Below are 21,966 nucleotides of genomic sequence, written 5' to 3'. Positions count from 1 at the left end.
GCTCGGGGTTGATGTCGAACTGTGCCCGCGCGACCCGCAGAAGGCTGCGATGACCCGGCCCGCTTCGCGGAACGGGTCGACGCGTGCTGCCGACACCGATCGCATCGAGGTCGCTCAGCTGCTGACCGATGCCGCCGCGTCCGGTGTGCTCGGACTGACCGAGTACGAGGACCGACTCGCCAAGGCTTACGCTGCCACGACGTACGACGAGCTCGACCGGCTGTCGAACGATCTGCCCGGTGCGGTGACTCGGGGCCGCAGGGGCCCGTGCCGGCCGGCCCCGTCGACGCTGCTGCTGGCGATCCTCAGTGGGTTCGAGCGCCGGGGCCGATGGAACGTGCCCAAGCGGATGACCACCTTCGCGTTGTGGGGTGGCGGCGTCATCGACATGCGCTACGCCGACTTCACCAGTCATGACGTCGAGATCCGGTCGTATTCGATCATGGGCGGGCAGACCATCCTGGTGCCGCCCGAGGTGAACCTCGACCTGCACGGCAAGGCGGTGATGGGCAGCTTCGAGCACGACGTCATCGGCGAGGGCTCGCCGGGCGCGCCGTGCGTGAAGATACGCGGCCTCTCGCTGTGGGGCAGCGTCGGCGTCAAACGCAAGAAGCGCAAACCCGCCTAACGGCGCCGTTTCGCACTGAGGTAATCGCCCACCACCGCGGCACCCAACCCGTCCAGATCGGGCACCACGACCCGACCGCCGACCCTGCGGGCGACCTGATCGATGAAGCGCGCCAGCCCCGGGTCGCTGCCGAGCCGGAAGATCGTCACCTGCGCACCCAGCCGGGCGACCTCGTCGAAACCGCGGACGGTATGCCCGATGGTGCGCGGGTGCGGCGGGTAATCGAAGAACACCGACGAACCCTCACCGCCGAAGTCCTCGAGGTGCGCCGTCGGTTCGCCGTCGGTGACGACGAGCACCACCGGCTGCGCGTTCGGGTGGCGCCGCAGGTGCCGGGTCGCCAGCGCCAACGCATGATGCAGGTTGGTGCCCTGTTCGTAGACGCCCTCCAACCCGGTCAGCTCGGCGGCGGTGACCGTGCGGGCGTAGCGGCCGAACGCGACGATCTGCAACGCATCGGAGCGGAACCTCGTGCTGACCAGGTGGTTGAGCGCCAGTGCGGTGCGCTTCATCGGCAGCCAGCGGTTCTCCATCACCATCGAGAACGACGTGTCCACCAGCAGCGCCACCGCCGCCTGGGTGCGCGTCTCGGTCTCGGAGATCTCGACGTCGTCGACCTCGATGCGCACCGGCACCGACCGGTTGAGCCGCTCCCCGGTCCCGGCCTGCCGCAACACCGCATTGGTCACGGTGCGGGTGACGTTCCACGGCTCGGTGTCGCCGAACTGCCAAGGCCGGGTGGCCCCGGTCAGTTCTCCCGCGGCGCCCGCGCGACGGGTGTCGCGCTCACCGTGACGGCCCGAGAGTTGTTGCGCGACATCACGCAACGCAGCCTGACCGAGTTGGCGCATCGCCTTGGGCGACAGCCTCCACTGGCCATCGGAGCCGCGGTCGAGGAACCCCTGGTTCATCAGGGCCCGTTCCAGTTCGGAGAGGGTACGGGCGTCCACAGCGGCGTCCTCGCCGAGCTGGCGGGCCAGCATGTCGAGGTCGACGTCGTCCATACTGGCACCGGAGTAGCTCTGCGACAGCTGCTCTGCGAGCTGCTCGAGTTCGGCGATGTCGGCCATCGCCTGTGCGCCCTCACCCATGCCCATCGGGTTGTCGCCGGAGAACCGCTGCGAGCCTTCCCAGTCTTCGCCGGGGCGGGCGGACTGCAGGTGCGCGTCGAGCCGGTTGAGCGCGTTCATCAACGACGGTGACCCGAAGGCCTGCTGCGCCAACTGATCCAGCTCAGCACGCTGCTGTTCGGACAGACTGTTGCGGAACCGCTGGGCGGCGGCAGCGCGCTGGGCCAGCGAGTCGAGCAGCTCGTCGATGTTGCGCGGGTTCTCCGGGAAGAACTCGCCGTGCTTGGCCATGAAATCCTGAAAGTCTTCCGGCGTGTCCTGGCCCTGAGCGTGCTTGTCCAGCAGGTTGTTCAGGTCGTCGAGCATCTCGTTGACCCGCTGGCGGTCCTCGTCGGTGGCGTTCTCGAGGGCCTGCTTCATGCCGGCGAAACGCTGATCGAGCATTTCGCGGCCGAGCAGATCCTTGATCTGCTCGTACTTCTCGCGGGCCTCCGCCGAGCGCCAGTCGTATTCGGAGAGCTCCTGCACTGCCTTGGCCGGGGACGGCGACAGCGCGTCCAGTTGCAGCTCGCCGAACCGGGCGTCGTCGTCGAGCGCGCGCGCCAACTCCTTGCGCTCGGCCAGCACCGCGTCATCGAGCAGCTGCTTGATCTCGGCCAGCGTTCCGTCGAGGTTGTTGCGCTGCAACAACTCCCGTCGGCGCCGGTTCGCCTCGGCGGCCAGCCGGTCGGCGCCGGGCATGTTCTTCGAACCGCGACGAAGCAGTTCAGACAGCGCCCGACGAGGCGAGGTGCCCTCCATGACGTCCTGCCCGATCGCCTCGAGCGCTTCGCGCAGGTCGACGGGCGGGGCCAGTGGGTCGGGCCCGCCGGTGTATCGCGAGTACCGCGATGTCCTCGATTGTTTAGACCCCACTGTCGCACTCCTCAACGCAGCTCGTACCTCGCTGCTTGGTCGTCGCGCTCCTAGCCATAGACCGTTTCGCCCTCGCCTGACACCTTGTCGATTCTCTTGGCCAGGTACAACGCCTCGAGGGCCAGTTCGATGGCCGCGGCGCGCTGGCCTTCGGTCTGCGCACCGAGGCGGCGCTGGATCTCGGCGACGGCGGGGACCTCGGGCAACGCGTCGAGCACCTCACGGGCGGACACCCGCTCGCCGGTGGTGACCGGCGATCCGCCTTCGACGGCCGTCACGATCGGCGCCACATCGATCCCACCGAGCAGCCGCTGAGCGGTCTCGGCGGTCGCCCGGCGCAACAGGTGCTCGAGCACGGCCTGCTCGCGGCCCTCCTCGCCGGATTCGAACTCCAGTTTCCCGCGCAGCACGTCGATGATGGTGCCGAGGTCCACGACGCGGGCCACCGGATCGGATTCGCCGAGCACCGCGCCGCGGTGCCGGGCCGACGCGGCGACTGTCTCGGCCGCGGCGATGGCGAATCGCGCCGACACCCCGGAACGTTGGTCGATCGACGTCGACTCGCGTAGCGCGCGGGCGAACCGCGCCAGGATCTGCAGCAGGTAATCCGGGACCTCGGCCGCCAGATGGGCCTCCTGGCTGATGACCCCGACCTCGGCGTCGAGTTCCTGCGGATAGTGGGTGCGGATCTCGGCGCCGAAGCGGTCCTTGAGCGGGGTGATGATGCGCCCGCGGTTGGTGTAGTCCTCGGGGTTGGCGCTGGCGACGACGAGGACGTCCAACGGCAGCCGCAGCGTGTAGCCGCGCACCTGGATGTCGCGCTCCTCCATCACGTTGAGCATGGCGACCTGGATGCGCTCGGCGAGGTCGGGCAGCTCGTTGACGGCGACGATGCCGCGGTGCGCCCGCGGGATCAGGCCGTAGGCGATGGTCTCGGGGTCGCCCAGGCTGCGGCCCTCGGCGACCTTGATCGGGTCGATGTCGCCGACCAGGTCGGCGACGCTGGTGTCCGGGGTGGCCAGCTTCTCGGTGTAGCGCTCGCTGCGGTGTTTCCAGGCCACTGGGAGGTCGTCGCCGGAATCGGCGGCCCGCTTGATCGACTCGGGGGTGATCGGGCTGTAGGGGTGCTCGCCGAGTTCGGCGCCGGCGATGACCGGGGTCCATTCGTCGAGCAGCCCGCTCAGGGCGCGCAACAGGCGCGTCTTGCCCTGGCCGCGCTCACCGAGCAGCACGATGTCGTGTTCGGCGATCAGGGCGCGCTCGAGCTGCGGGATGACGGTGTCCTCGAAGCCCAGGATCCCTGGCCACACCTCGGCGACGTCCACGCCCGCGCTGAGCTTGGCCAGCAGATTCTCGCGGAGCTCGGCCTTCACGCTGCGTTCGCGGTGTCCCGAGGCGCGCAGCTCACCGACGGTGCGGGGGAGATCGTTAGGTGAAGTCACCACTCCACGCTACGACTACATTCCGCGAGCTCGCGTGTCTGTCCCCGACACACCGCCACGAGCTGGCATTTTGTGCGCGCTGGACGGACACCTGCCGCACGCAGTCAGTGCCCGACGCGTCCGGGGACCCACTGCACGCCGTCAGTGCGCGAAGTGCCTGAGATCCATTGGACGCCGTCAGTGCGCGAAGTGCCTGGCGCCGGTCAGGTAGAGCGTGACGCCCGCCGCTTCGGCGGCCGCGGTCACCTCGTCGTCGCGCACGGATCCGCCCGGATGGACCACAGCCTTGACACCCGCGCGGGTGAGCGTCTCCAGACCGTCAGGGAACGGGAAGAACGCATCCGAGGCTGCGACCGCACCACCGGTGCGGTCCCCTGCCCGCTCCACCGCCAGCCGGGCCGCGTCCACGCGGTTCACCTGCCCCATGCCGACGCCCACCGTCGCGCCGTCGCGCGCGATGACGATCGCGTTCGATTTGACCGCCCGGCAGGTGCGCCACGCGAACACCAGGTCGGCAAGCGTCGTCGGATCGGCCGGCGACCCGGTGGCCAGCGTCCAGTTCAACGGGTCATCGCCGGCAGCATCCACCGCGTCGCGCTGCTGCATCAGCAGCCCGCCGCTGATCTGACGGAACTCGGTCCCACCGACCTGTGGCTCGGAGGCCACCAGCACGCGGATGTTCTTCTTCTTCGTCAGCACCTCGACCGCACCCGGTTCGTAGGCCGGGGCGACGATCACCTCGGTGAAGATGCCGGCGACCGTCTCGGCCATCTCGACGGTGACTTCGGCGTTGGCCGCGATCACGCCACCGAAGGCCGACAGCGGGTCACATTCGTGAGCCTTGCGGTGGGCGTCGGCCACCGACACCGAGGAGATCGCGATGCCACACGGGTTGGCGTGCTTGATGATCGCGACACAGATGTCTTCGTGGTCGAATGCCGCCCGCCATGCTGCGTCGGCGTCGGTGTAGTTGTTGTAGGACATCTCCTTGCCGTGCAGCTGTTCGGCCTGCGCGAGGCCCGGCCAGCCACCGTCGTCGCGGTAGAGTGCTGCGCCCTGGTGCGGGTTCTCCCCGTAACGCAGCACCGCGGTGCGCCGGAACGTCGCACCGAGCCACGGCGGCAACTGACCGGCCGTATCCGCTGCATCGGCACCCTGTTCCGGCGCCAGTACCGACTCCATCCACGAGGCCACCGCGACGTCGTACTCGGCGGTGTGCCGGAATGCCAACGCGGCCAGCTTCTTTCGTTCAGCCAGGGTGAACCCACCGGCCCGCACCGCAGCCAGCACCCCGTCGTAGCCCAGCGGATCCACCACGACGGCGACACTGGGATGATTCTTGGCCGCCGCCCGAACCATCGACGGCCCGCCGATGTCGATCTGCTCGACGCACTCGTCGACGTCGGCGCCGGAGTTGACGGTCTGGGTGAACGGGTACAGATTCACCACCACGAGCTCGAACGGGGCGACGCCCAAGTCGGCGAGCGCCGAAACGTGCTCGGATTTACGCTGATCGGCGAGCAGGCCGGCGTGCACATGTGGATGCAGCGTCTTGACCCGTCCGTCGAGCACCTCCGGGAACCCGGTGACGGTCTCCACTGGCGTCACCGGAACACCCGCGCCGGCAATGGTTTTGGCGGTCGAACCGGTGGACACGATGTCGACACCGGCGGCATGCAGCCCCTGCGCCAGCGGCACCAATCCAGTCTTGTCGTACACGCTGATCAGTGCGCGGCGGATGCGCCGCCGACCGTCCTCGCTCATCCTATGGTCGCCTTTCGTCCGGTCCAGGTCACGCCGCGGGTGGCCAGCGCTTCGAGAACATCCACCAGAAGTTGTCGCTCCACCACTTTGATCCGTTCGTGCAGGGTGGCTTCGTCGTCATCGTCGAGCACGGGCACGGCCTGCTGCGCCAGGATCGGCCCGGTGTCGGTGCCGGCATCGACCAGGTGCACACTGCAGCCGGTCACCTTGACCCCGTAGGCCAAGGCATCGGGAACCGCGTGGGCGCCGGGAAAAGCCGGCAGAAGCGCCGGGTGGGTGTTGACGACCCGGGCGGGGAATCGTGAAAGAAATTGCGCGCCAAGAATCTTCATGAACCCGGCGGATACCACCAGATCTGGTTCGTGAGCCGCGGTCGCCTCGGTGAGGGCAGCATCCCAGGAAACGCGGTCCGGGTGGTCGCCGAGACGCACCGTGAACGTCGGCACCGACGCGTCCGCAGCGACATCGAGGGCGCGGCACGCCCGGTCGGTCCCGACCGCGACAACCCGGGCCGGATAGTCGCCGACGGCGGACTTCAGCAGTGTCTCGAGCAACGAACCGGTGCCCGACGCCAGCACCACCAGCCGCGCCGGTGCGCTCGGGGGCACACGGACCTCTGGCTGCACGCCAGAGAGCCTAATAGGTGATCATTCGGTGCCGCGTCTGTGGTCGCCCGGTTCGTCGACGACGCCCCGGTCATCTGCTTCGTCTACCACGAAGTGCTCCTCGGGGTCCTCCATGACATCCCGGCCATCCGCTTCGTCCACGACACCCCGGCCATCCGCTTCGTCTACGACACCCCGGCCATCCGCTTCGTCTACGACACCCCGGCCATCCGCTTCGTCTACGACACCCCGGCCATCTGCTTCGTCTACGACACCCCGGCCATCCGCTTCGTCTACGACACCCCGGTCATCTGCTTCGTCTACGACACCCCGGCCATCTGCTTCGTCTACGACGAAGTGCTCCTCGGGGTCGATGTCCTCGAGATCCATCCCCTGGAGGTCCGGGCGGTGGGGCTTGCCCGTCAACACCGGCTCCCCGGCAGCGGCAGGTGACTCCGCTGAGGTGGCGTCCGCGCGTTCAGCGGGCGGGGACTCGACCTCCCCAACCTCATCGCTCGAGGGCTCCTCGGCATCAATGACGTCGCCGTCAGTCTCGGACTCGTCCCGCGGAGCCGGCTCCGGTTCGGTCTTCACAGCCGGCCGGCGCACCCGCGGCGCCAGGCCACCCGACATCGCCACGGTCAACCCGCCGATTCCGGCGAACCACAGAAATACCGCCGGCCCGAAGGTCGCCTGATCGACTCCGACCTCACCGAAATTGCCCAACGTCCCGCCGCCGGCATACCCCAGGAGTGCCATGGTCACCGCCGCCAGTGCCGCCGCCACCGCCACCTTCGCCAGCGCGGTCAGCGGGGGAAGCGGCCGGCGGGCACACTGCTGGCCGAGAGCGACTCCGGAAACGGCGGCGACGATCATCAGCGCAACCCAAACCGGGCCCAGAGGTGGGGTCGGCGCCGCGGCAAGTATCGGAAGCGCGGGGATGTCGCCGCCGAACACCGTGAACGAGCTGAACGTCGCCAGTCCCACATGCGCGCTGGACCCCACGGCCACCGCCGCCGCGCCCACCATGACGTTCGGTACGTACAGCACCGAAAGCACGGTCAGGCTGAACTGACCGAACACCGAGTCGGTGATCGCGTACAGCTCGTGCATCGTCGACCAGTGCACGACCAGCGACCCCGCGGTGATCACTCCGGACAGCCCCATCAGCGCCAACACGCCGGCTGCGGCAGCGCGAACCGCGTCGAACAACCAGCTCGGCAGCGGTGACGACCTCAGCATCCGCCGCCCGACCCGAGAACCGACCCCCACCACGGCGCCGATCGCGTGCACGACCAGCACCCCACCGAATGCGCGCAGTGCGTCGGGCGTCTGCAGGTCGGTCAGCACCGACGCGGCGTCATGGATGACCGCCAGACAGAGCGCCGCAATCAGAATCGGGCCGCCGACCGCCGAAGCCACCACCCAGCGCGTGACGAACCAGGATGCGCTCGTGGTGGCGGCGGCGGTGGTGCGCGCGGTGCCGTAGATCATCGCCAGCACCGGCAGCAGCGGCATCACCCCGAGCGCGCTGCCGGCGATCGAGACGGGAACCTGGTGGACGGCCAGCCACATGCTGGCGATCGCGCCGAACGCGCCGGTCATGTCGCTGTTGGCGATCAGCAGCTGAAGCAGCACCACCGCGGCGATGACGACCAGCGCCACGATCGACGGCCCGAAGGCGACCCGGAGCAGATCACGCGCCTGCCGGGTTCCGCCGGCCGGGCGGGGGGCGCCGCCCGGGTGCGGTCGTCTGGTCACGGGTGAAGTCGCTCCTCGCGAAAGCTCGGGCGCACGCCTCACGCGCACGCGCGGCTCAGACTACGACGACGACTGATCCGACTGCGGCGATGACGACTGGTGTTGCGCAGGAACTTGGGTCGTCGGCGCGTTGCTCGCCGGCGGCTGGCCGTACGTCGGGTATCCGGTCGGCGGAGTCGGAGGGCCCGACTGCGAGGACGGGCCGGACTGCGGTGCCGGCGCGGACCCCGAAGACGCCGGGAAGCCGCCGGTGGACGGGCCGGTGCTGGGGTAGCCGCCGTAGGGCGTCGGATAGCCGGGACGGCCCTGCTGCTGCGGCTGACCCTGGTGCTGTCCCTGCGGCTGACCGTAGTAGTGGCCGGGGTACTGACCGAAGTGCTGCGGCTGGTCGTAGCGCGGCCGCGGTGCGGGAGCGGTGAGGATGCCGGACTGGAACAGCACCACCACGACGGCGACCGCAGCCTGCAGCAGCGTGAACGCGATCACCAGGTACAGGCCCCAGTCGACGGTCGCTCCGCTGGGCTTCTTGATCACCTCGGCGATGACCAGCAGAAAGGCCAGCACCGCCCCGACAGCCGCGATCGGCGTGTAGTTCGGCTGCTTGGGCAGCAGGCTCAAACCCGAAAGCAGTCCCGCCAGCACCGCTGCGATGACCGCGAACAGCAAGCCCAGCGAGCTTCCGCTGAGCTGGCCCAGGCCCGGGAAATCCGACGCGGTGATGGTGAACTGCGGCGCGAACCCGGCCAGGTACACCAGCAGACCCAGCGCGGCGACGGCCCCGCTGAGGTATGCCGGCAGCTTGCTGGGGCCCTCAGCGCCAGGCCCGCTGTCGGGCACCCTGCTGAACTGCTGGGTCGGCGCGGCGAACTGGTTGGTCTGCGGCTGCGTGGGCTGGTAACCGGGGCCTCCGGGCGCGCCTTGGGGGTACGACATGGACTCTCCTGTGCGATACGGGCACCGCATCGTCGGTGACGGGCGGTGCCGACACGATCCGTCGGCGGGGCGACGGACAGCGTGGGCGATTCGGTCACCCACGCTAGCGCACCCCCGGAGCACCACTTCTGCACCTGGGCCCGCGCCCGGGACTCACAGCGAACTCACAAAATCACCGCCGGTGAGCGGCATTCGTCGCACATATCCGGTCTGCGCTGCGCAGCGCCCCCCTTGCGGTCCCGTATTGGAACACGTTCTAATTCTCCGCATGGACTTTGGACTGGTGCTGTTCACCTCCGATCGCGGGATCACGCCGGCGGCTGCGGCCAAGCTGGCCGACGATCACGGCTTCACCACGTTTTATGTGCCCGAACACACCCACATCCCGATCAAGCGCCAAGCTGCGCATCCCACGACCGGTGACGACTCACTGCCCGACGACCGGTACATGCGCACGCTGGACCCCTGGGTCTCGCTGGGCGCCGCGTGTGCGGTGACCTCCCGGGTTCGGCTGTCCACGGCGGTGGCGCTGCCCGTCGAACACGACCCGATCACGCTGGCCAAGTCGATCGCCACCCTCGATCATCTCTCCGGCGGCCGGGTCTCCCTGGGCGTCGGATTCGGCTGGAACACCGACGAACTGGCCGACCACAATGTGCCGCCCGGCCGGCGGCGCACGATGCTGCGTGAGTACCTGGAGGCGATGCGTGCGCTGTGGACCCAGGAGGAGGCCGAGTATCACGGCGAGTTCGTCGACTTCGGCCCGTCGTGGGCCTGGCCGAAACCCGTGCAGTCGCATGTCCCTGTCCTCGTCGGCGCCGCGGGCACCGAGAAGAACTTCAAGTGGATCGCCCGGTCGGCCGACGGTTGGATCACCACGCCCCGCGACTTCGACATCGACGCGCCCGTGAAACTGCTGCAGGACACCTGGGCCGGCGCCGGGCGCGAGGGCGCCCCGCAGGTGGTGGCGCTGGACTTCAAACCCGACCCGGACAAGCTGGCCCGCTGGCGCGACCTCGGGGTGACCGAGGTGCTGTTCGGGCTGCCCGACCGCAGCCCCGACGACGTCGCGGCCTACGTCGAACGCCTCGCCGGAAAGCTCACCGCCCTGGTCTGAGCGACAACGCACCGGTCCAGCGGGTAACGCCAACCCTGCGACGCCGCGATAATCCAGGTGTGACGACGACGTTGATCCGGCGGGGCGCCGCGGCCGCAGGTGCGGCCTTGGTCGCGCTGACGGTGGGCTGCGCCGACGCGGCCGCCGACCCGCCGCCGCAGATGCCCGACCTGTCGGGGTACCCGGCCGTCGACCCGGCGGAGTACATGCAGAGCTACCCCCGGTTCACCGGGTTCGACTTCGTCACGCCCGACGGACAGCTGTGCAGCCACAACACCATGAACTCACTCGACGACCCGAACCGGTTGACCTTGTCGTGCGAGGGGCCGCGACCGGACCTCGGGCCCGGGACCTGGCAGGTTCTGGTGGCAACCGACGAACCGGCGACCGTCGCTCCGTCGTATCCACCGCTGGACTCGGCCACGATCGCCGCCTCGGGCGTCAAGCAGCTGCCTTCGGGCCACAAGATCGTCTATCGCGACATCGAGTGCGGCGTCGACGATTCCGGCATGACGGCCTGCCGCGTGGGTCAGCACGGCTTCGTCCTGACCCCGACTGTGACGACGTTGTTCTGACGGTCCCGACTAGCGCAGCAAAGCGCGGTTGCCGTTGTCGGTGGACGTGACCGTGACTGCGGTGCCCAGCGGGTCGGCCTCGGCCAGGACCGCGACGAGGTCGGGGTCCTCGCTGGTCGCCATGAAGCGGGAGCCGTCCGCGTCGAGCCGCCCGACGATGATGCCGGTCCGCACGGGCCAGTCGTGGCGCACCGAATAGGTCTCGATCGTGCCCGTCCCGTCGGCGCGCTTGGTCACCGGCACCGTCGGCAGCGCGGCGACCTGCGCATTGAGCTCAGCGCTGCGGGACTGCCGCCACGGAGCCGGTTCGGTTGAGTAGACACCGGCCGAGTACTTGCTGGCGATCCCGCCGTTGGCGCCGACGAAGCCGAAACGACCCGGGGTGTCGCGCATCCGGGCGACGGTTTCGGCGATTGCGTGCAACGAATAGCTGTTGCCGGGGCCACCGAAGTACGGCAGTCCACCGGTGAGGGTCAGGCCACGGGGGTCCTCGGGCGCGAGACCCAGGGCGTCGCAGATCACGAACACCGGGAACGGGAAGCAGCTGTAGAGGTCGAAGGTGGCGACCTGATCGACATCGATGCCGGCCACCCGCAGCGCCTCGTGGGCCGCCATCGCCGATGCCGGGGCGGCACCGAGGTCCGCACGGTCGAGCAGGGGCTGCTCCACCAAATCGGAGTGGCCGTGCAGATAAACCCAGTTACGTTCCGGCACACCGAGTCTGCGTGCAGCGGCAACCGAGGTCACGATGGCGGCAGCACCCTGGTTGACGGTGTCGCGGGCCACCAGAAGACGAGGATAGGGATCGCAGATCATCCGGTTCTCGTCGGTGACGGTCTCGATCTCCTCCACCGACCGCTCCACCGGCGACGACGAGAAGGGGTTCTTCGCAGCGACTTTCGACATCGGCGCAAACAGTTCGGCCATTTCCCGGCGGTACCGGGCAACGCTGTGACCGAGACGGGCCCGCCGCGCGTTGTCGAGCAGCCCGTACTGCACCGGTGCGCCGGTCAGGCCGTGCTGGACGGTGTATTCGTCGATGTAGCTGAAGATCTGGTGGCCGCGGTCCTCCAGCTGGCCGTCGATGTTCTCGGTGAAGTCGGGTTTGTCGTCGCGGTCGGCGAAGTACTTGGCGGTGGAGCCGGCCTCGGAGCCCATGATCATCACTACGTCGGCCTCGCCGGCGACGATGGTGTTGCCCGCCTCTGTGACGAGCTTCTGCGGGCTCTGCCCGCCCACCGGTTCCAGCACCACCCGGGCCGGGTCACCGCCGATGCGTCGCATGACCGAACGGGGATAGTTGTTCGACTTCCCCAGCACGGCCGGCATCGGCCCGGAGATCTCGAACTGCCGCAGCCCGAACACCGTGTCGATGGCGGCGGCCACCTGCGCAGCGTCGGCGTCGGTGTCCTGCAGCGCCGCGCGGGCGGCGGCGGTGGCCAGCTCGACTGCGGACATGCCCCGGTAGTCGGGGTCGTCGATGCGTTCGGTGAACTGCCCCACGCCGATGATGACCGGTGTGCGCTCGTCAACTGCCATGTTCAGCTCCTCTTGAGTTACTTCGAGAGGCTAATAGAACGTGTTCCTGTCGGGCGACTCGGGGCGGCGGATCACAGCGTGTGCCGGTGCCTGAGACGCGTGCCCGTGCCTGAGACGGGTGGCCGGTACCTGAGACACGTGCCGGTACCTGAGACGTGCGCCCGTGCCTGAGACGCGTGCCGGTACCTGAAACGGGTGCCGGCCCCTGAGACGCGTGCCGGCCCCTGAAACGGGTGCCGGCCCCTGAGACGCGTGCCGGTACCTGAAACGGGTGCCGGTACCTGAAACGGGTGCCGGTGCCTGAAACGCGACATCGCACACGCGCGGAGACACGTGTGCGATGTCGGATGACGAAATCAGCGTCGCGACCGTACGGTTTGTGACGGGAAATCGAGGATTTTCGTCACAATCCGTACGCTCGCCGGACGCCTACTGCGATTCGAGGATCTCGCGGGCGAGCCTGGCCGTCTCCGACGGTGTCTTGCCCACCTTCACGCCGGCGGCCTCGAGGGCCTCCTTCTTGGCGGCAGCGGTGCCCGACGACCCCGACACGATGGCCCCCGCGTGGCCCATGGTCTTGCCCTCCGGCGCGGTGAAGCCCGCGACGTAGCCGACCACCGGCTTGGAGACGTTGGCCTTGACGTAGTCGGCGGCACGCTCCTCGGCGTCACCACCGATCTCGCCGATCATGACGATGACCTTGGTCTCGGGATCCTTCTCGAACGCCTCGATGGCGTCGATGTGGGTGGTGCCGATGACCGGGTCGCCGCCGATGCCGATGGCGGTGGAGAACCCGAGATCGCGCAGCTCGTACATCATCTGGTAGGTCAGCGTGCCCGACTTCGACACCAGACCGATCGGACCCTTGCCGGTGATGTTGTTCGGCGTGATGCCGACCAGCGACTCACCAGGGGTGATGATGCCCGGGCAGTTGGGGCCGATGATGCGGGTCTTCTGCCCCTTCTCGACGTTATAGGCCCACGCGTACGCGGTGTCCTGCACCGGGATGCCCTCGGTGATGACCACCAGCAGCGGGATCTCGGCGTCGATCGCCTCGATGATGGCGTCCTTGGCGAACTTCGGCGGCACGAACGCGATCGAGGTGTCGGCGCCGGTCTCCTTCATGGCCTCGGCGACGCTGCCGAACACCGGCAGTTCGATCTCCTTGCCGTCTTTGTCTTCATGCGTGACGGTCGTGCCGGCCTTGCGCGCGTTGACGCCGCCGACGATCTGGGTGCCGGCCTTGAGCATCAGCTTGGTGTGCTTGGTGCCCTCGCCGCCGGTGATGCCCTGGACGATGACCTTGGAGTCCTTGTTGAGGAAGATTGACATTCTGTTGCGCCCCTACTTGTTCGCCAGCTCGGCGGCCTTGTCGGCGCCGGAGTCCATGGTGTCGGCCTGGATGACCAGAGGATGGTTGGCCTCGGCCAGAATCCGGCGGCCCTCGTCGACGTTGTTGCCGTCGAGGCGCACCACGAGCGGCTTGTTGGCCTCGTCACCGAGGATCTTGAGCGCGTTGACGATGCCGTTGGCGACCGCGTCGCAGGCGGTGATGCCGCCGAACACGTTGACGAAGACGCTCTTGACCTGCTCGTCGCCCAGGATCACGTCCAACCCGTTGGCCATCACCTCGGCCGACGCGCCGCCGCCGATGTCGAGGAAGTTGGCGGGCTTGACCCCGTTGTGCTTCTCACCGGCGTAGGCGACGACGTCGAGGGTGGACATCACCAGCCCCGCGCCGTTGCCGATGATGCCGACCTCACCGTCGAGCTTGACGTAGTTGAGGTCGTTCTCCTTGGCCTTGAGCTCGAGTGGATCGGTGGCGTCGCGGTCCTCGAACTCGGCGTGCTCGGGGTGGCGGAAGTCGGCGTTGGCGTCGAGGGTGACCTTGCCGTCCAGCGCCAGGATCTGGTCGTCCGGCGTCCGGACCAGGGGGTTGACCTCGACCAGGGTGGCGTCCTCGGAGACGAACACCTCCCACAGCTTGGCGATCGTCACGGCCGCGGCGTCGAGCACCTCGGCGGGCAGGTGGCCCTTCTCGGCGATCTCCCGGGCGAACGCCTCGTCGACACCCTTGGTCGCGTCGACGGGGATGCGGGCCAGGCGGTCGGGCTTGGTGGCGGCGACCTCTTCGATCTCCACGCCACCCTCGACCGAGCACATCGCCAGGTAGGTGCGGTTCGCGCGGTCCAGCAGGAAGGAGATGTAGTACTCCTCGGCGATGTCGCTGGCCTCGGCGACCAGCAACTTCTTGACCACGTGACCCTTGATGTCCAGGCCCAGAATGTTGGACGCGTGGGTGAATGCGTCATCGGGGGTGGCGGCGTACTTCACGCCACCGGCTTTGCCGCGGCCACCGGTCTTGACCTGGGCCTTGACCATGACGGGCCGGCCGATCTCGGTGGCGATCGCCTTGGCGTCGTCGGCCGAGTCGGTCACCCGGCCCGGGGTGGTGGGAACGTTGTGCTTGGCGAACAGCTCTTTCGCCTGATACTCGAAGAGATCCATGGACTCCGGAACATCCCTGTCTGCGTCGACGGTAGAAAGTTTTGTGCCCGACGGGCTCCGGAGGAACTTTATCCACACGAGCGCGGCCGGTCGCCACCGCCCACCTCTCATGTGGTCGATCTCACCGGGCCCCCTGCGGTGATTCAGGTCACATTCGGCGAGGGACTATCGTCTCGGGTTGCCACAAGTATTGGGATTTGGTTAACGTCCCTGTGGTCTAGATAACGGTCCGATCACGACGGCCCATGCGGCTCACGACGAATTAAGGACTCCTCAGGTTGCCTCAGCATCGCGCGCGCCGGACAACTGCAGCCGTTGTGGCACCTGTTCCGTCCGAAAGCCCGTCCGAGGTCACGGACATCATCCCGTTCAATGAATTCGGGGATCTGGCCGAGCTCGACATGCTCTCGCAGGCCGCGTTCGACAAGGAATCGCAGGTCATCGCCGCCCCCGAGCTCGACGACCTGCATGACACCGACGATCTCGCGCCGCTGCAGCTGGCGGTCCCCTCGGAGTTCCGGGCCGAGCCGCGCGCCGAGCGCCGCACCCACGCCTACCGGGACAGCCACACCGACCTGAGCGACGGCACCGCCACCACCGACGTCATCGACATGCGCGGGCACCGCGCCGCGCACCGCAAGCCCGAGGTGCCGATCAAGGGCCGCCTGATGGTCGCGGCCATGGCAGTGGGGGCGACCGCCGCCGGCGCCTACACGATGTCCAACAGCACCCAGCAGAGCTCTGAGAGCACCGTGCTGGCCGCCGACCAGACGTCGACCGGCGGAGCGACCATCACCGGGTCCGTCGACGGCATGCAGGTGGTCACGGTGGCTCCCGCCGTCAACTCCGCGATACACGCCGAAGAGATCACCAAAGCCGCCGCCTACGCCCAGGAACGCGCCGAACGCGAAGCCCGCCTGATCCGCCCGCAGTTCGTGATGCCGACCCGCGGGGTGTGGACCTCCGGGTTCGGCTACCGCTGGGGCGTGCTGCACGCCGGCATCGACATCGCCAACGCCATCGGTACGCCGATTCTCGCCGCCGCCGACGGCGTCGTGATCTCGGCCGGCTACCAGGGCGGCTACGGCAACATGGTCAAGCTGCGCCACGCCGACGGAACTGTCACCCTGTACGGCCACAACAGCGCCGTTCTGGTCAACGTCGGGGAACGGGTCATGGCCGGCGACCAGATCGCCAAGATGGGCAACACCGGCAACTCGACCGGACCCCACTGTCACTTCGAGGTGCACCTCAACGGCACCGACCGGGTGGACCCGGTCGGCTGGCTGGCCAAGCACGGGCTCACGCCCGGCAGCTACGTTGGCTGAGTGGCCGACGGAGACACCTCACCGGACAGCGACGACAGCACCCGCATTCTGCGCCGCGCCCCGTCGAACACCGGGGCGCAACCGGCCGTCTCGCGACCACCGACCCAGTCGGACCCACCGACGTCGGACCCACCGACCGGATGGGTCCCAGCGCCGGGGCCGCAACCACCGATCAGGCCCGCTCCGCCCGCCGGAGCGGGACCGCCTACTGGACCGGAACCGCCCACCGGTCTGATCCGCCGACACCCCACCGGTGCCCAACCCGCCGTCGACGATCCTGCTACCCAGATCGTGCCCCGGGCCAAACCGATCGCCGTCGGTCCGTCCCGCGCGGCTCGGGCGGACCCGACCTCGGCGATCGCGACCTCGGTGGCCAGCATCGTCTCGGGATGGGCAACGGCCGTCATCGCCACCGATCTGATCACCGGCTGGTGGGCGACCGATCCGTTGTTCTGCGTCGCGGTGGGCTTCCTCACCACCATTTCCGCAGCAGCCACCATCGCCGGGGTCATCGCCCTGCTGTTACGCCAGCGCAACGGACGGCTGTTGGTGGTGGTGGGTGCGGTCATCGCACTGCTCATCTTCGCGAGCCTGTTCGTGGCGGGGGCGGCGCTGCCCGCGCTCGTCTACGCCATGCCGGTGCTGCCCCTGGCGTCGATCGTGGCCGCGCTGCTGCCCGCCACCGGCACCTGGAACCGGTCCGGCTGACTCGGAGCTACAGCTTGGCCACCGGCGCGTGGTTGTGCATCAGCTTCACCCGGCCCGCGCTGCCGAAGTCGATCAGCGACATCGCGGACTCACCGACGCCCGAGACCTCCTCGACCCGGCCCAGCCCGTACTTGTCGTGGGTGACGCGGTCGCCGGGTTCGAGCACCAGCAGCGGGCGTTTGGCGGCCGCCGGGCGCATCGGCGACGGGCGCGGCGTACCGAACCGGCCCGCGCCGCTCACCGGTGCCGACAGCGACGACGCCGGCTGCTCGGTGCGGCGCCAGTCGATGAGCTCCTGGGGGATCTCGCGCAGGAACCGCGACTCGGGGTTGAGCATCGGCTGCCCCCAGGACGAGCGCACCTTCGCCCGGCTCAGATACAGCCGCTGGCGGGCCCGGGTGATGCCGACGTAGGCCAGCCGCCGCTCCTCGGACAACTCCACCGGATCACCGAGCGCGCGCATGTGCGGGAACATGCCGTCCTCCCATCCGGTGACGAACACCACCGGGAACTCCAGTCCCTTGGCCGTGTGCAACGTCATCATCGTGACCACGCCTGCACCGTGCTCGGGGATGTCGTCGGCGTCGGCGACCAGCGAGACCCGTTCGAGGAACGCGGCGAGCACGCCGGTGTCCGGGATGTCCTCGTCCACCGGCTCCGCACCGTCCTCATCGGCCAGTGCTCGCGCGTTCGCGAGGTCGATGCTGAATTCGTGGGCGACGCTGACCAATTCGTTGAGGTTGTCCAGCCGCGCGAGGTCCTGCGGGTCGTTCGACGATTCGAGTTCGGCGCGATAGCCGGTGCGATCCAGCACCGCCTCGACGAGTTCGCCCAACTCCCCGTCCAGCATGCCCCGCAGTTCGTCGAGCAGCCCGACGAACCCCGCGATCGCCTTCTCTGCCCGCGTGTTGAGCATCGGCACCCGGCCCTCGGCGGCCGCAACCAGTGCGTCGTTGAAGTTCAGACCGGTGTTCTCGGCGTGCACGGCCACACAGGCCTCGGCCCGGTCGCCGATACCACGGCGCGGGGTGTTCAGGATGCGCCGCATGCTGACCGAATCGCCGGGGTTGTCCAGTACTCGCAGGTAGGCCACGATGTCGCGAATCTCGCGGCGCTCGTAGAAGCGCACTCCCCCGACGACCTTGTAAGGGATGCCGGCGCGGATGAACACCTCCTCGATCGCCCGGGAGGAGTTGTTGGTGCGGTAGAAGACCGCGACGTCGTTGTAGGAGAAGTCGCCGACGGAATCGGACAGGGCGTCGATCTCCTGCGCGACGAACCGGGCCTCGTCGTGTTCATTGTCGGCGACGTATCCGACGATCAGCTCACCCTGACCGGAGTCGGTCCACAGCCGCTTCTCGCGCCGACCGGTGTTGCGCGCGATGACGGAGTTGGCCGCGTTGAGGATCGTCTGGGTGGACCGGTAGTTCTGCTCGAGCAGAATCGTTGTCGCGTCGGGAAAGTCGCGTTCGAAGTCTTCGATGTTGCGGATCGTCGCACCGCGGAACGCGTAGATGGACTGATCGGCGTCGCCGACCACGCACAACTCGGCCGGCGGCACCGTGTCGGTGTCGGGCGCGCCCACTCCCACCAGTTCGCGCACCAGCACGTACTGGGCATGGTTGGTGTCCTGGTATTCGTCGACCAGGACGTGCCGGAATCGGCGCCGGTAGTACTGGGCGATCTGCGGGAAGGCCTGCAGCACCGCCACCGTCTCACCGATCAGGTCGTCGAAATCCAGCGCGTTGGCCGCCCGCAGCCGGCGCTGATACTCGGCGTACACCTCGGCGATGACGCGAGCCAGATCATCGGCCGCCTCGGATGCCTCGGCGGCGGCCTGCTCGGGCCCGATCAACTCGTTCTTCAGGTTCGAGATGCCGTTGGCCAGCAACCGAGGGGAATGGCGTTTGGTGTCCAGCCCCATGTCCTTGCCGATCATCAGCAGCAGGCGGCGTGAATCGTCGGCGTCGTAGATCGAGAAGTTCGAATTCAGCCCGGCCACCAGCGAGGCCTGGTTGCGCAGGATCCGCACACACGTCGAGTGGAACGTCGACACCCACATGCTGCGCGCCCGCGGACCCACCAGACCCACCACACGCTCGCGCATCTCCGCGGCGGCCTTGTTGGTGAACGTGATGGCCAGCACCTGCCCCACCCCCACGTCGCGAGCGGCCAGCAGGTAGGCGATGCGGCGGGTGAGCACCGCCGTCTTTCCCGAACCGGCGCCGGCGACGATCAACAACGGGCTCCCCTCGTGCAACACCGCCTGGCGCTGCTGCGGGTTCAACCCGTCCAGCAGCTGATCGGTGTCGCTCGCCGGGGACGTCATCGGAAAAGGTGCAGTCATATGCGGACAAACCTACCGCTGTGAACCGACACTCTTTGCGCTGGCACGGCAGGTAGTGGCACACTCGTTGGGTGCTCAACGCGCAGCCCGGCAACTCGCTCCTCACCCGAGGGGCTCAGCGCCGATTTTTCTACGGGTACCGGCCAGCGGTGCCCGTGGTCTAGCTGCTTCCCAGAGCCCCGCGGTCCGCTTCCGGATCCGGGGCTCGTTTCTTGTGTGAGGCCCGAAACCGGATGAGACCAGACCCTTCACACAACGGAAATTCGGAGAATCACGAGATGACGACGATGGAAACCGCTGCAGCCTCCTCGGACCCCTCCCAGGAGCTCGACGCCTCGGACATCGATGCCCTGCGCCAGGAGATCGACCGGCTCGACGCCGCGATCCTCGAGGCGGTGCAACGGCGGACCCAGGTCTCACAGCTGATCGGCAAGGCACGCATGGCCTCGGGCGGCACGCGGCTGGTGCACAGCCGGGAGATGAAGGTCATCGAGCGCTACAGCGTGCTCGGCGCGGAGGGCAAGAACCTCGCGATGCTGCTGCTGCGCCTGGGCCGCGGCCGCCTCGGGCACTGATCGCACACGCCGTCGGCGTGCTGCCTACGCGTCATCGCCGGTAGACGCACCGAGGCCACTCGAGCGTCACTTCGGCTGTATCGCCTCCACCAGCCACGGGGTGAGCCACTCCACCGCCTCCGGGGTGGGGTGCACCCCGTCGCTGCGCATCCGGATGCCGTCGACCTTGGTGGTGTAGTAGCCGTTGGGGCTCAGCTTCTCGTTCAGATCGGCCACGGTCACGTTGGGCCGGTCGTCGACGACACCGCGCAGCAGCTCGTTCCAGGTGTCGACCCGCTCCGGGTGGTCTTCGGGGTAGAGGCTGCCGTCGGGCTTCTCGGCGCGCCGGTTGTACGGCTCGGTGGTGACGACGATGCGCGCCCCGGTCGAGCCGAGGATGTCGAGCGCACGCCGGAGCTCGGCCCGCAGATACGAGTCATAGGCTTCGTCTCCGATGTGCGTCCAGCGTCCCTCGTTCATGCGGTCGACGATCTCCCACCGACCGACGATCAACAGCACCACGTCCGGGCGCTCGTAGGAGATCCGCTGACTCCACCGGCTGGGCCAGGCGTCACACTCCGGCTTCTGGTCGAGCTCTTGACCGACGTATTCGTACGGGCCGCCGCGGGCGATGCCGCAACCGATGGTCGTGTAATCGGCGAAATGCACGCCGGGCGTCGCCGGCAGATACCGCATCAGCGTCCACGCGATCGAGTCCCCGAACACCGCCACCCGCATGTCGCCGGGCGCGCCGGGACGCGGTGGCGGTGCGACCTCGACAGGGACCTCGGGCGCCACCAACGCCGCCGAATCGACCAGTGGTCCCGGCTCCGGTGTCTGGCGAGTCAGCTGCACCGGCACGATCGTCATCGCCACCATCGCCGCGGTCGCCGCCGAGGCGGCAGCCAGCGGCAGCATCGGCACGGAGACCGGCCGCCACTCCCGGATCGGCTGTTCGATCAGCCACCAGGAGATCGCGGCGACGGCGAGGGTCGCCGCACAGCGCAGCGCGAACAACTGCCAGCCCGTCACCCCGGTGCGCTCGCCGTTGACCAGCAGGAAGATCGGCCAGTGCCAGAGGTAGACCCCGTAGGAGATTGCGCCGAGGCCCACCAGCGGCCCGGTCGACAACAACCGCGCGACGGGGCCCTCCTGATCGAGCGCCACCGGCGCGATGACCAGCACAGCGGCCAACGCCACCGTGATCAGCAGGCCGTGCCGGAACTCCTCGGCGCTGCCGGTGGCACCGTGAGCGGCCAGCACGAGCACCACCAACCCGAGCGCGGGCAGCAGCCGGGCCGTCCAACGGGTCCAGCGGGAGCGCAGCACTGTGGCCCCGCTGGCCAGACCGCGCCAGTCCCGCACCAGCAGAGCCGCGGCGGCGGCGCCGACGAGCAACGCCTGAACGCGGGTGTCGGTGCCGAAGTACACGCGATTCAGCGACGCGTCCGCGGCCAGCATCATGCTGGCCGTCGCCGACGCGACCACCCCGGCGCAGGCGAGGACGAACACCGCCGTGCGCAGCGCGCGCGGGGTCAGTGGCGTGCCGCGACGGTAGGCCAGCGCCGCGAGTCCCGCGACCACAGCCGTCACCATCAGCGGCCACAGCAGGTAGTACTGCTCTTCGACGGCCAGCGACCACGTGTGCTGCAACGGCGACGGTGGCGCCCCGTGGCTGAAGTAGTCGGTGTGTTGGGCGACGAAGAGCCAGTTGGACATCCAGAACAGGGCGGCCACGGCTTCGTCGCGCACGTTGGCGGTGGCCTCTGCGGCGAACAGTTCGCGCGCGGTCACCACTGCCAGCACCATGACGATCAGCGCAGGCAGCAACCGCCGCGCCCGGCGAATCCAGAAGCCTTTCAAACCGATCCGGCCGGTGCGACCGACCTCGTCGAGCAGCAGCGAGGTGATCAAGAAACCACTCAGCACGAAAAACACGTCGACGCCGAGGAATCCGCCGGACATGCCCGGGACGCCGCCGTGGTCGGCGAGCACCAGCGCGACCGCGATGGCTCGGACACCGTCGAGCGCAGCGATGCCACGACCCGGGCTGACGTAGCGGTGCGGCCCCACGCGGATCGGCGCCGCACCCAGAGCAGTGCCGGTTTTGACGGCTCGGCCGTCGATCACGTTGAAGGGCCCTCCTTGCTGCTGTCGAGCAAGGAAGTTTAT

17 protein-coding genes are annotated in these 21,966 nt (G+C 68.6%); 6 read left to right on the top strand and 11 right to left on the bottom strand.

Features of this window, described 5'->3' with window-relative positions:
* Positions 1-49 precede the first annotated feature (49 nt).
* A complete protein-coding gene (locus tag ACEWX3_RS06035; RefSeq protein ID WP_374158946.1) occupies positions 50-628 on the top strand; it encodes a DUF1707 domain-containing protein in 579 nt (192 codons plus the stop codon).
* On the opposite strand, the gene ACEWX3_RS06030 is transcribed toward ACEWX3_RS06035, so the two are convergent.
* The 6 genes from ACEWX3_RS06030 to ACEWX3_RS06005 all read right to left on the bottom strand — a co-directional run bounded on the left by ACEWX3_RS06030 (position 625) and on the right by ACEWX3_RS06005 (position 9,118).
* A complete protein-coding gene (locus ACEWX3_RS06030) occupies positions 625-2,613 on the bottom strand; it encodes a VWA domain-containing protein (RefSeq protein ID WP_374158945.1) in 1,989 nt (662 codons plus the stop codon). The two genes, ACEWX3_RS06035 and ACEWX3_RS06030, sit on opposite strands and share 4 nt — an antisense overlap.
* A 50-nt stretch (positions 2,614-2,663) precedes the next feature.
* Positions 2,664-4,055, bottom strand: a complete 1,392-nt coding sequence (locus tag ACEWX3_RS06025) for a sigma 54-interacting transcriptional regulator (protein ID WP_207065669.1) — start codon at positions 4,053-4,055, stop codon at positions 2,664-2,666.
* 177 nt (positions 4,056-4,232) lie between these two features.
* Positions 4,233-5,819: a bifunctional phosphoribosylaminoimidazolecarboxamide formyltransferase/IMP cyclohydrolase gene (purH, locus tag ACEWX3_RS06020; RefSeq protein WP_207065670.1), complete on the bottom strand. Its 1,587-nt coding sequence runs from the start codon at positions 5,817-5,819 to the stop codon at positions 4,233-4,235.
* The gene (gene purN / locus ACEWX3_RS06015) at positions 5,816-6,445 is read right to left on the bottom strand and encodes a phosphoribosylglycinamide formyltransferase (protein ID WP_207065671.1); all 630 of its coding nucleotides are present in this window, start codon (positions 6,443-6,445) and stop codon (positions 5,816-5,818) included. Before purN ends, purH begins: the two co-directional genes overlap by 4 nt.
* A gap of 21 nt (positions 6,446-6,466) precedes the next feature.
* Positions 6,467-8,185, bottom strand: coding sequence for a DUF6350 family protein (locus tag ACEWX3_RS06010; protein ID WP_374158944.1), 1,719 nt, complete (start codon positions 8,183-8,185; stop codon positions 6,467-6,469).
* Between the two features lie 60 nt (positions 8,186-8,245).
* Positions 8,246-9,118, bottom strand: coding sequence for a DUF5336 domain-containing protein (locus ACEWX3_RS06005; protein ID WP_221354661.1), 873 nt, complete (start codon positions 9,116-9,118; stop codon positions 8,246-8,248).
* Between the two features lie 268 nt (positions 9,119-9,386).
* On the opposite strand from ACEWX3_RS06005, the gene ACEWX3_RS06000 reads away from it, so the two are divergent.
* Entirely contained in the window at positions 9,387-10,235 is an 849-nt protein-coding gene (locus ACEWX3_RS06000; RefSeq protein WP_163678717.1) for an LLM class F420-dependent oxidoreductase, read from the top strand.
* Positions 10,236-10,294: 59 nt separating this feature from the next.
* A complete protein-coding gene (locus ACEWX3_RS05995; RefSeq protein ID WP_374158943.1) occupies positions 10,295-10,810 on the top strand; it encodes a hypothetical protein in 516 nt (171 codons plus the stop codon).
* A gap of 9 nt (positions 10,811-10,819) precedes the next feature.
* On the opposite strand, the gene ACEWX3_RS05990 is transcribed toward ACEWX3_RS05995, so the two are convergent.
* The 3 genes from ACEWX3_RS05990 to sucC all read right to left on the bottom strand — a co-directional run bounded on the left by ACEWX3_RS05990 (position 10,820) and on the right by sucC (position 14,857).
* Positions 10,820-12,349, bottom strand: a complete 1,530-nt coding sequence (locus tag ACEWX3_RS05990; protein ID WP_207065675.1) for an acetyl-CoA acetyltransferase — start codon at positions 12,347-12,349, stop codon at positions 10,820-10,822.
* A gap of 429 nt (positions 12,350-12,778) precedes the next feature.
* Positions 12,779-13,681, bottom strand: coding sequence for a succinate--CoA ligase subunit alpha (gene sucD / locus ACEWX3_RS05985; RefSeq protein ID WP_207065676.1), 903 nt, complete (start codon positions 13,679-13,681; stop codon positions 12,779-12,781).
* A gap of 12 nt (positions 13,682-13,693) precedes the next feature.
* Positions 13,694-14,857 (bottom strand): ADP-forming succinate--CoA ligase subunit beta, encoded by a 1,164-nt coding sequence (gene sucC / locus ACEWX3_RS05980; RefSeq protein WP_207065677.1) that lies wholly within the window; start codon positions 14,855-14,857, stop codon positions 13,694-13,696.
* Between the two features lie 278 nt (positions 14,858-15,135).
* Here sucC and ACEWX3_RS05975 point away from each other — a divergent pair, with 278 nt between their 5' ends.
* Both ACEWX3_RS05975 and ACEWX3_RS05970 read left to right on the top strand, forming a co-directional pair.
* Positions 15,136-16,185 carry a M23 family metallopeptidase gene (locus tag ACEWX3_RS05975; RefSeq protein ID WP_207065678.1) on the top strand — a complete coding sequence of 350 codons (1,050 nt, stop codon included), beginning with the start codon at positions 15,136-15,138 and terminating at the stop codon, positions 16,183-16,185.
* On the top strand, positions 16,186-16,893 hold the full coding sequence (locus ACEWX3_RS05970) for a hypothetical protein (RefSeq protein WP_374158942.1): 708 nt from the start codon (positions 16,186-16,188) through the stop codon (positions 16,891-16,893).
* Positions 16,894-16,900: 7 nt separating this feature from the next.
* On the opposite strand, the gene pcrA is transcribed toward ACEWX3_RS05970, so the two are convergent.
* On the bottom strand, positions 16,901-19,240 hold the full coding sequence (gene pcrA, locus ACEWX3_RS05965) for a DNA helicase PcrA (RefSeq protein ID WP_207065680.1): 2,340 nt from the start codon (positions 19,238-19,240) through the stop codon (positions 16,901-16,903).
* Positions 19,241-19,473: 233 nt separating this feature from the next.
* On the opposite strand from pcrA, the gene ACEWX3_RS05960 reads away from it, so the two are divergent.
* Positions 19,474-19,815 (top strand): chorismate mutase, encoded by a 342-nt coding sequence (locus tag ACEWX3_RS05960; RefSeq protein WP_179967542.1) that lies wholly within the window; start codon positions 19,474-19,476, stop codon positions 19,813-19,815.
* Between the two features lie 66 nt (positions 19,816-19,881).
* Here the strand turns inward: ACEWX3_RS05960 and ACEWX3_RS05955 are convergent, their stop codons facing one another.
* Positions 19,882-21,888: an acyltransferase family protein gene (locus ACEWX3_RS05955; protein ID WP_374159799.1), complete on the bottom strand. Its 2,007-nt coding sequence runs from the start codon at positions 21,886-21,888 to the stop codon at positions 19,882-19,884.
* Positions 21,889-21,966: the final 78 nt, after the last annotated feature.

Source organism: Mycobacterium sp. G7A2, assembly GCF_041902445.1.
GTDB lineage: Bacteria > Actinomycetota > Actinomycetes > Mycobacteriales > Mycobacteriaceae > Mycobacterium.
This window is presented reverse-complemented; position numbering and strand designations above follow the sequence as displayed.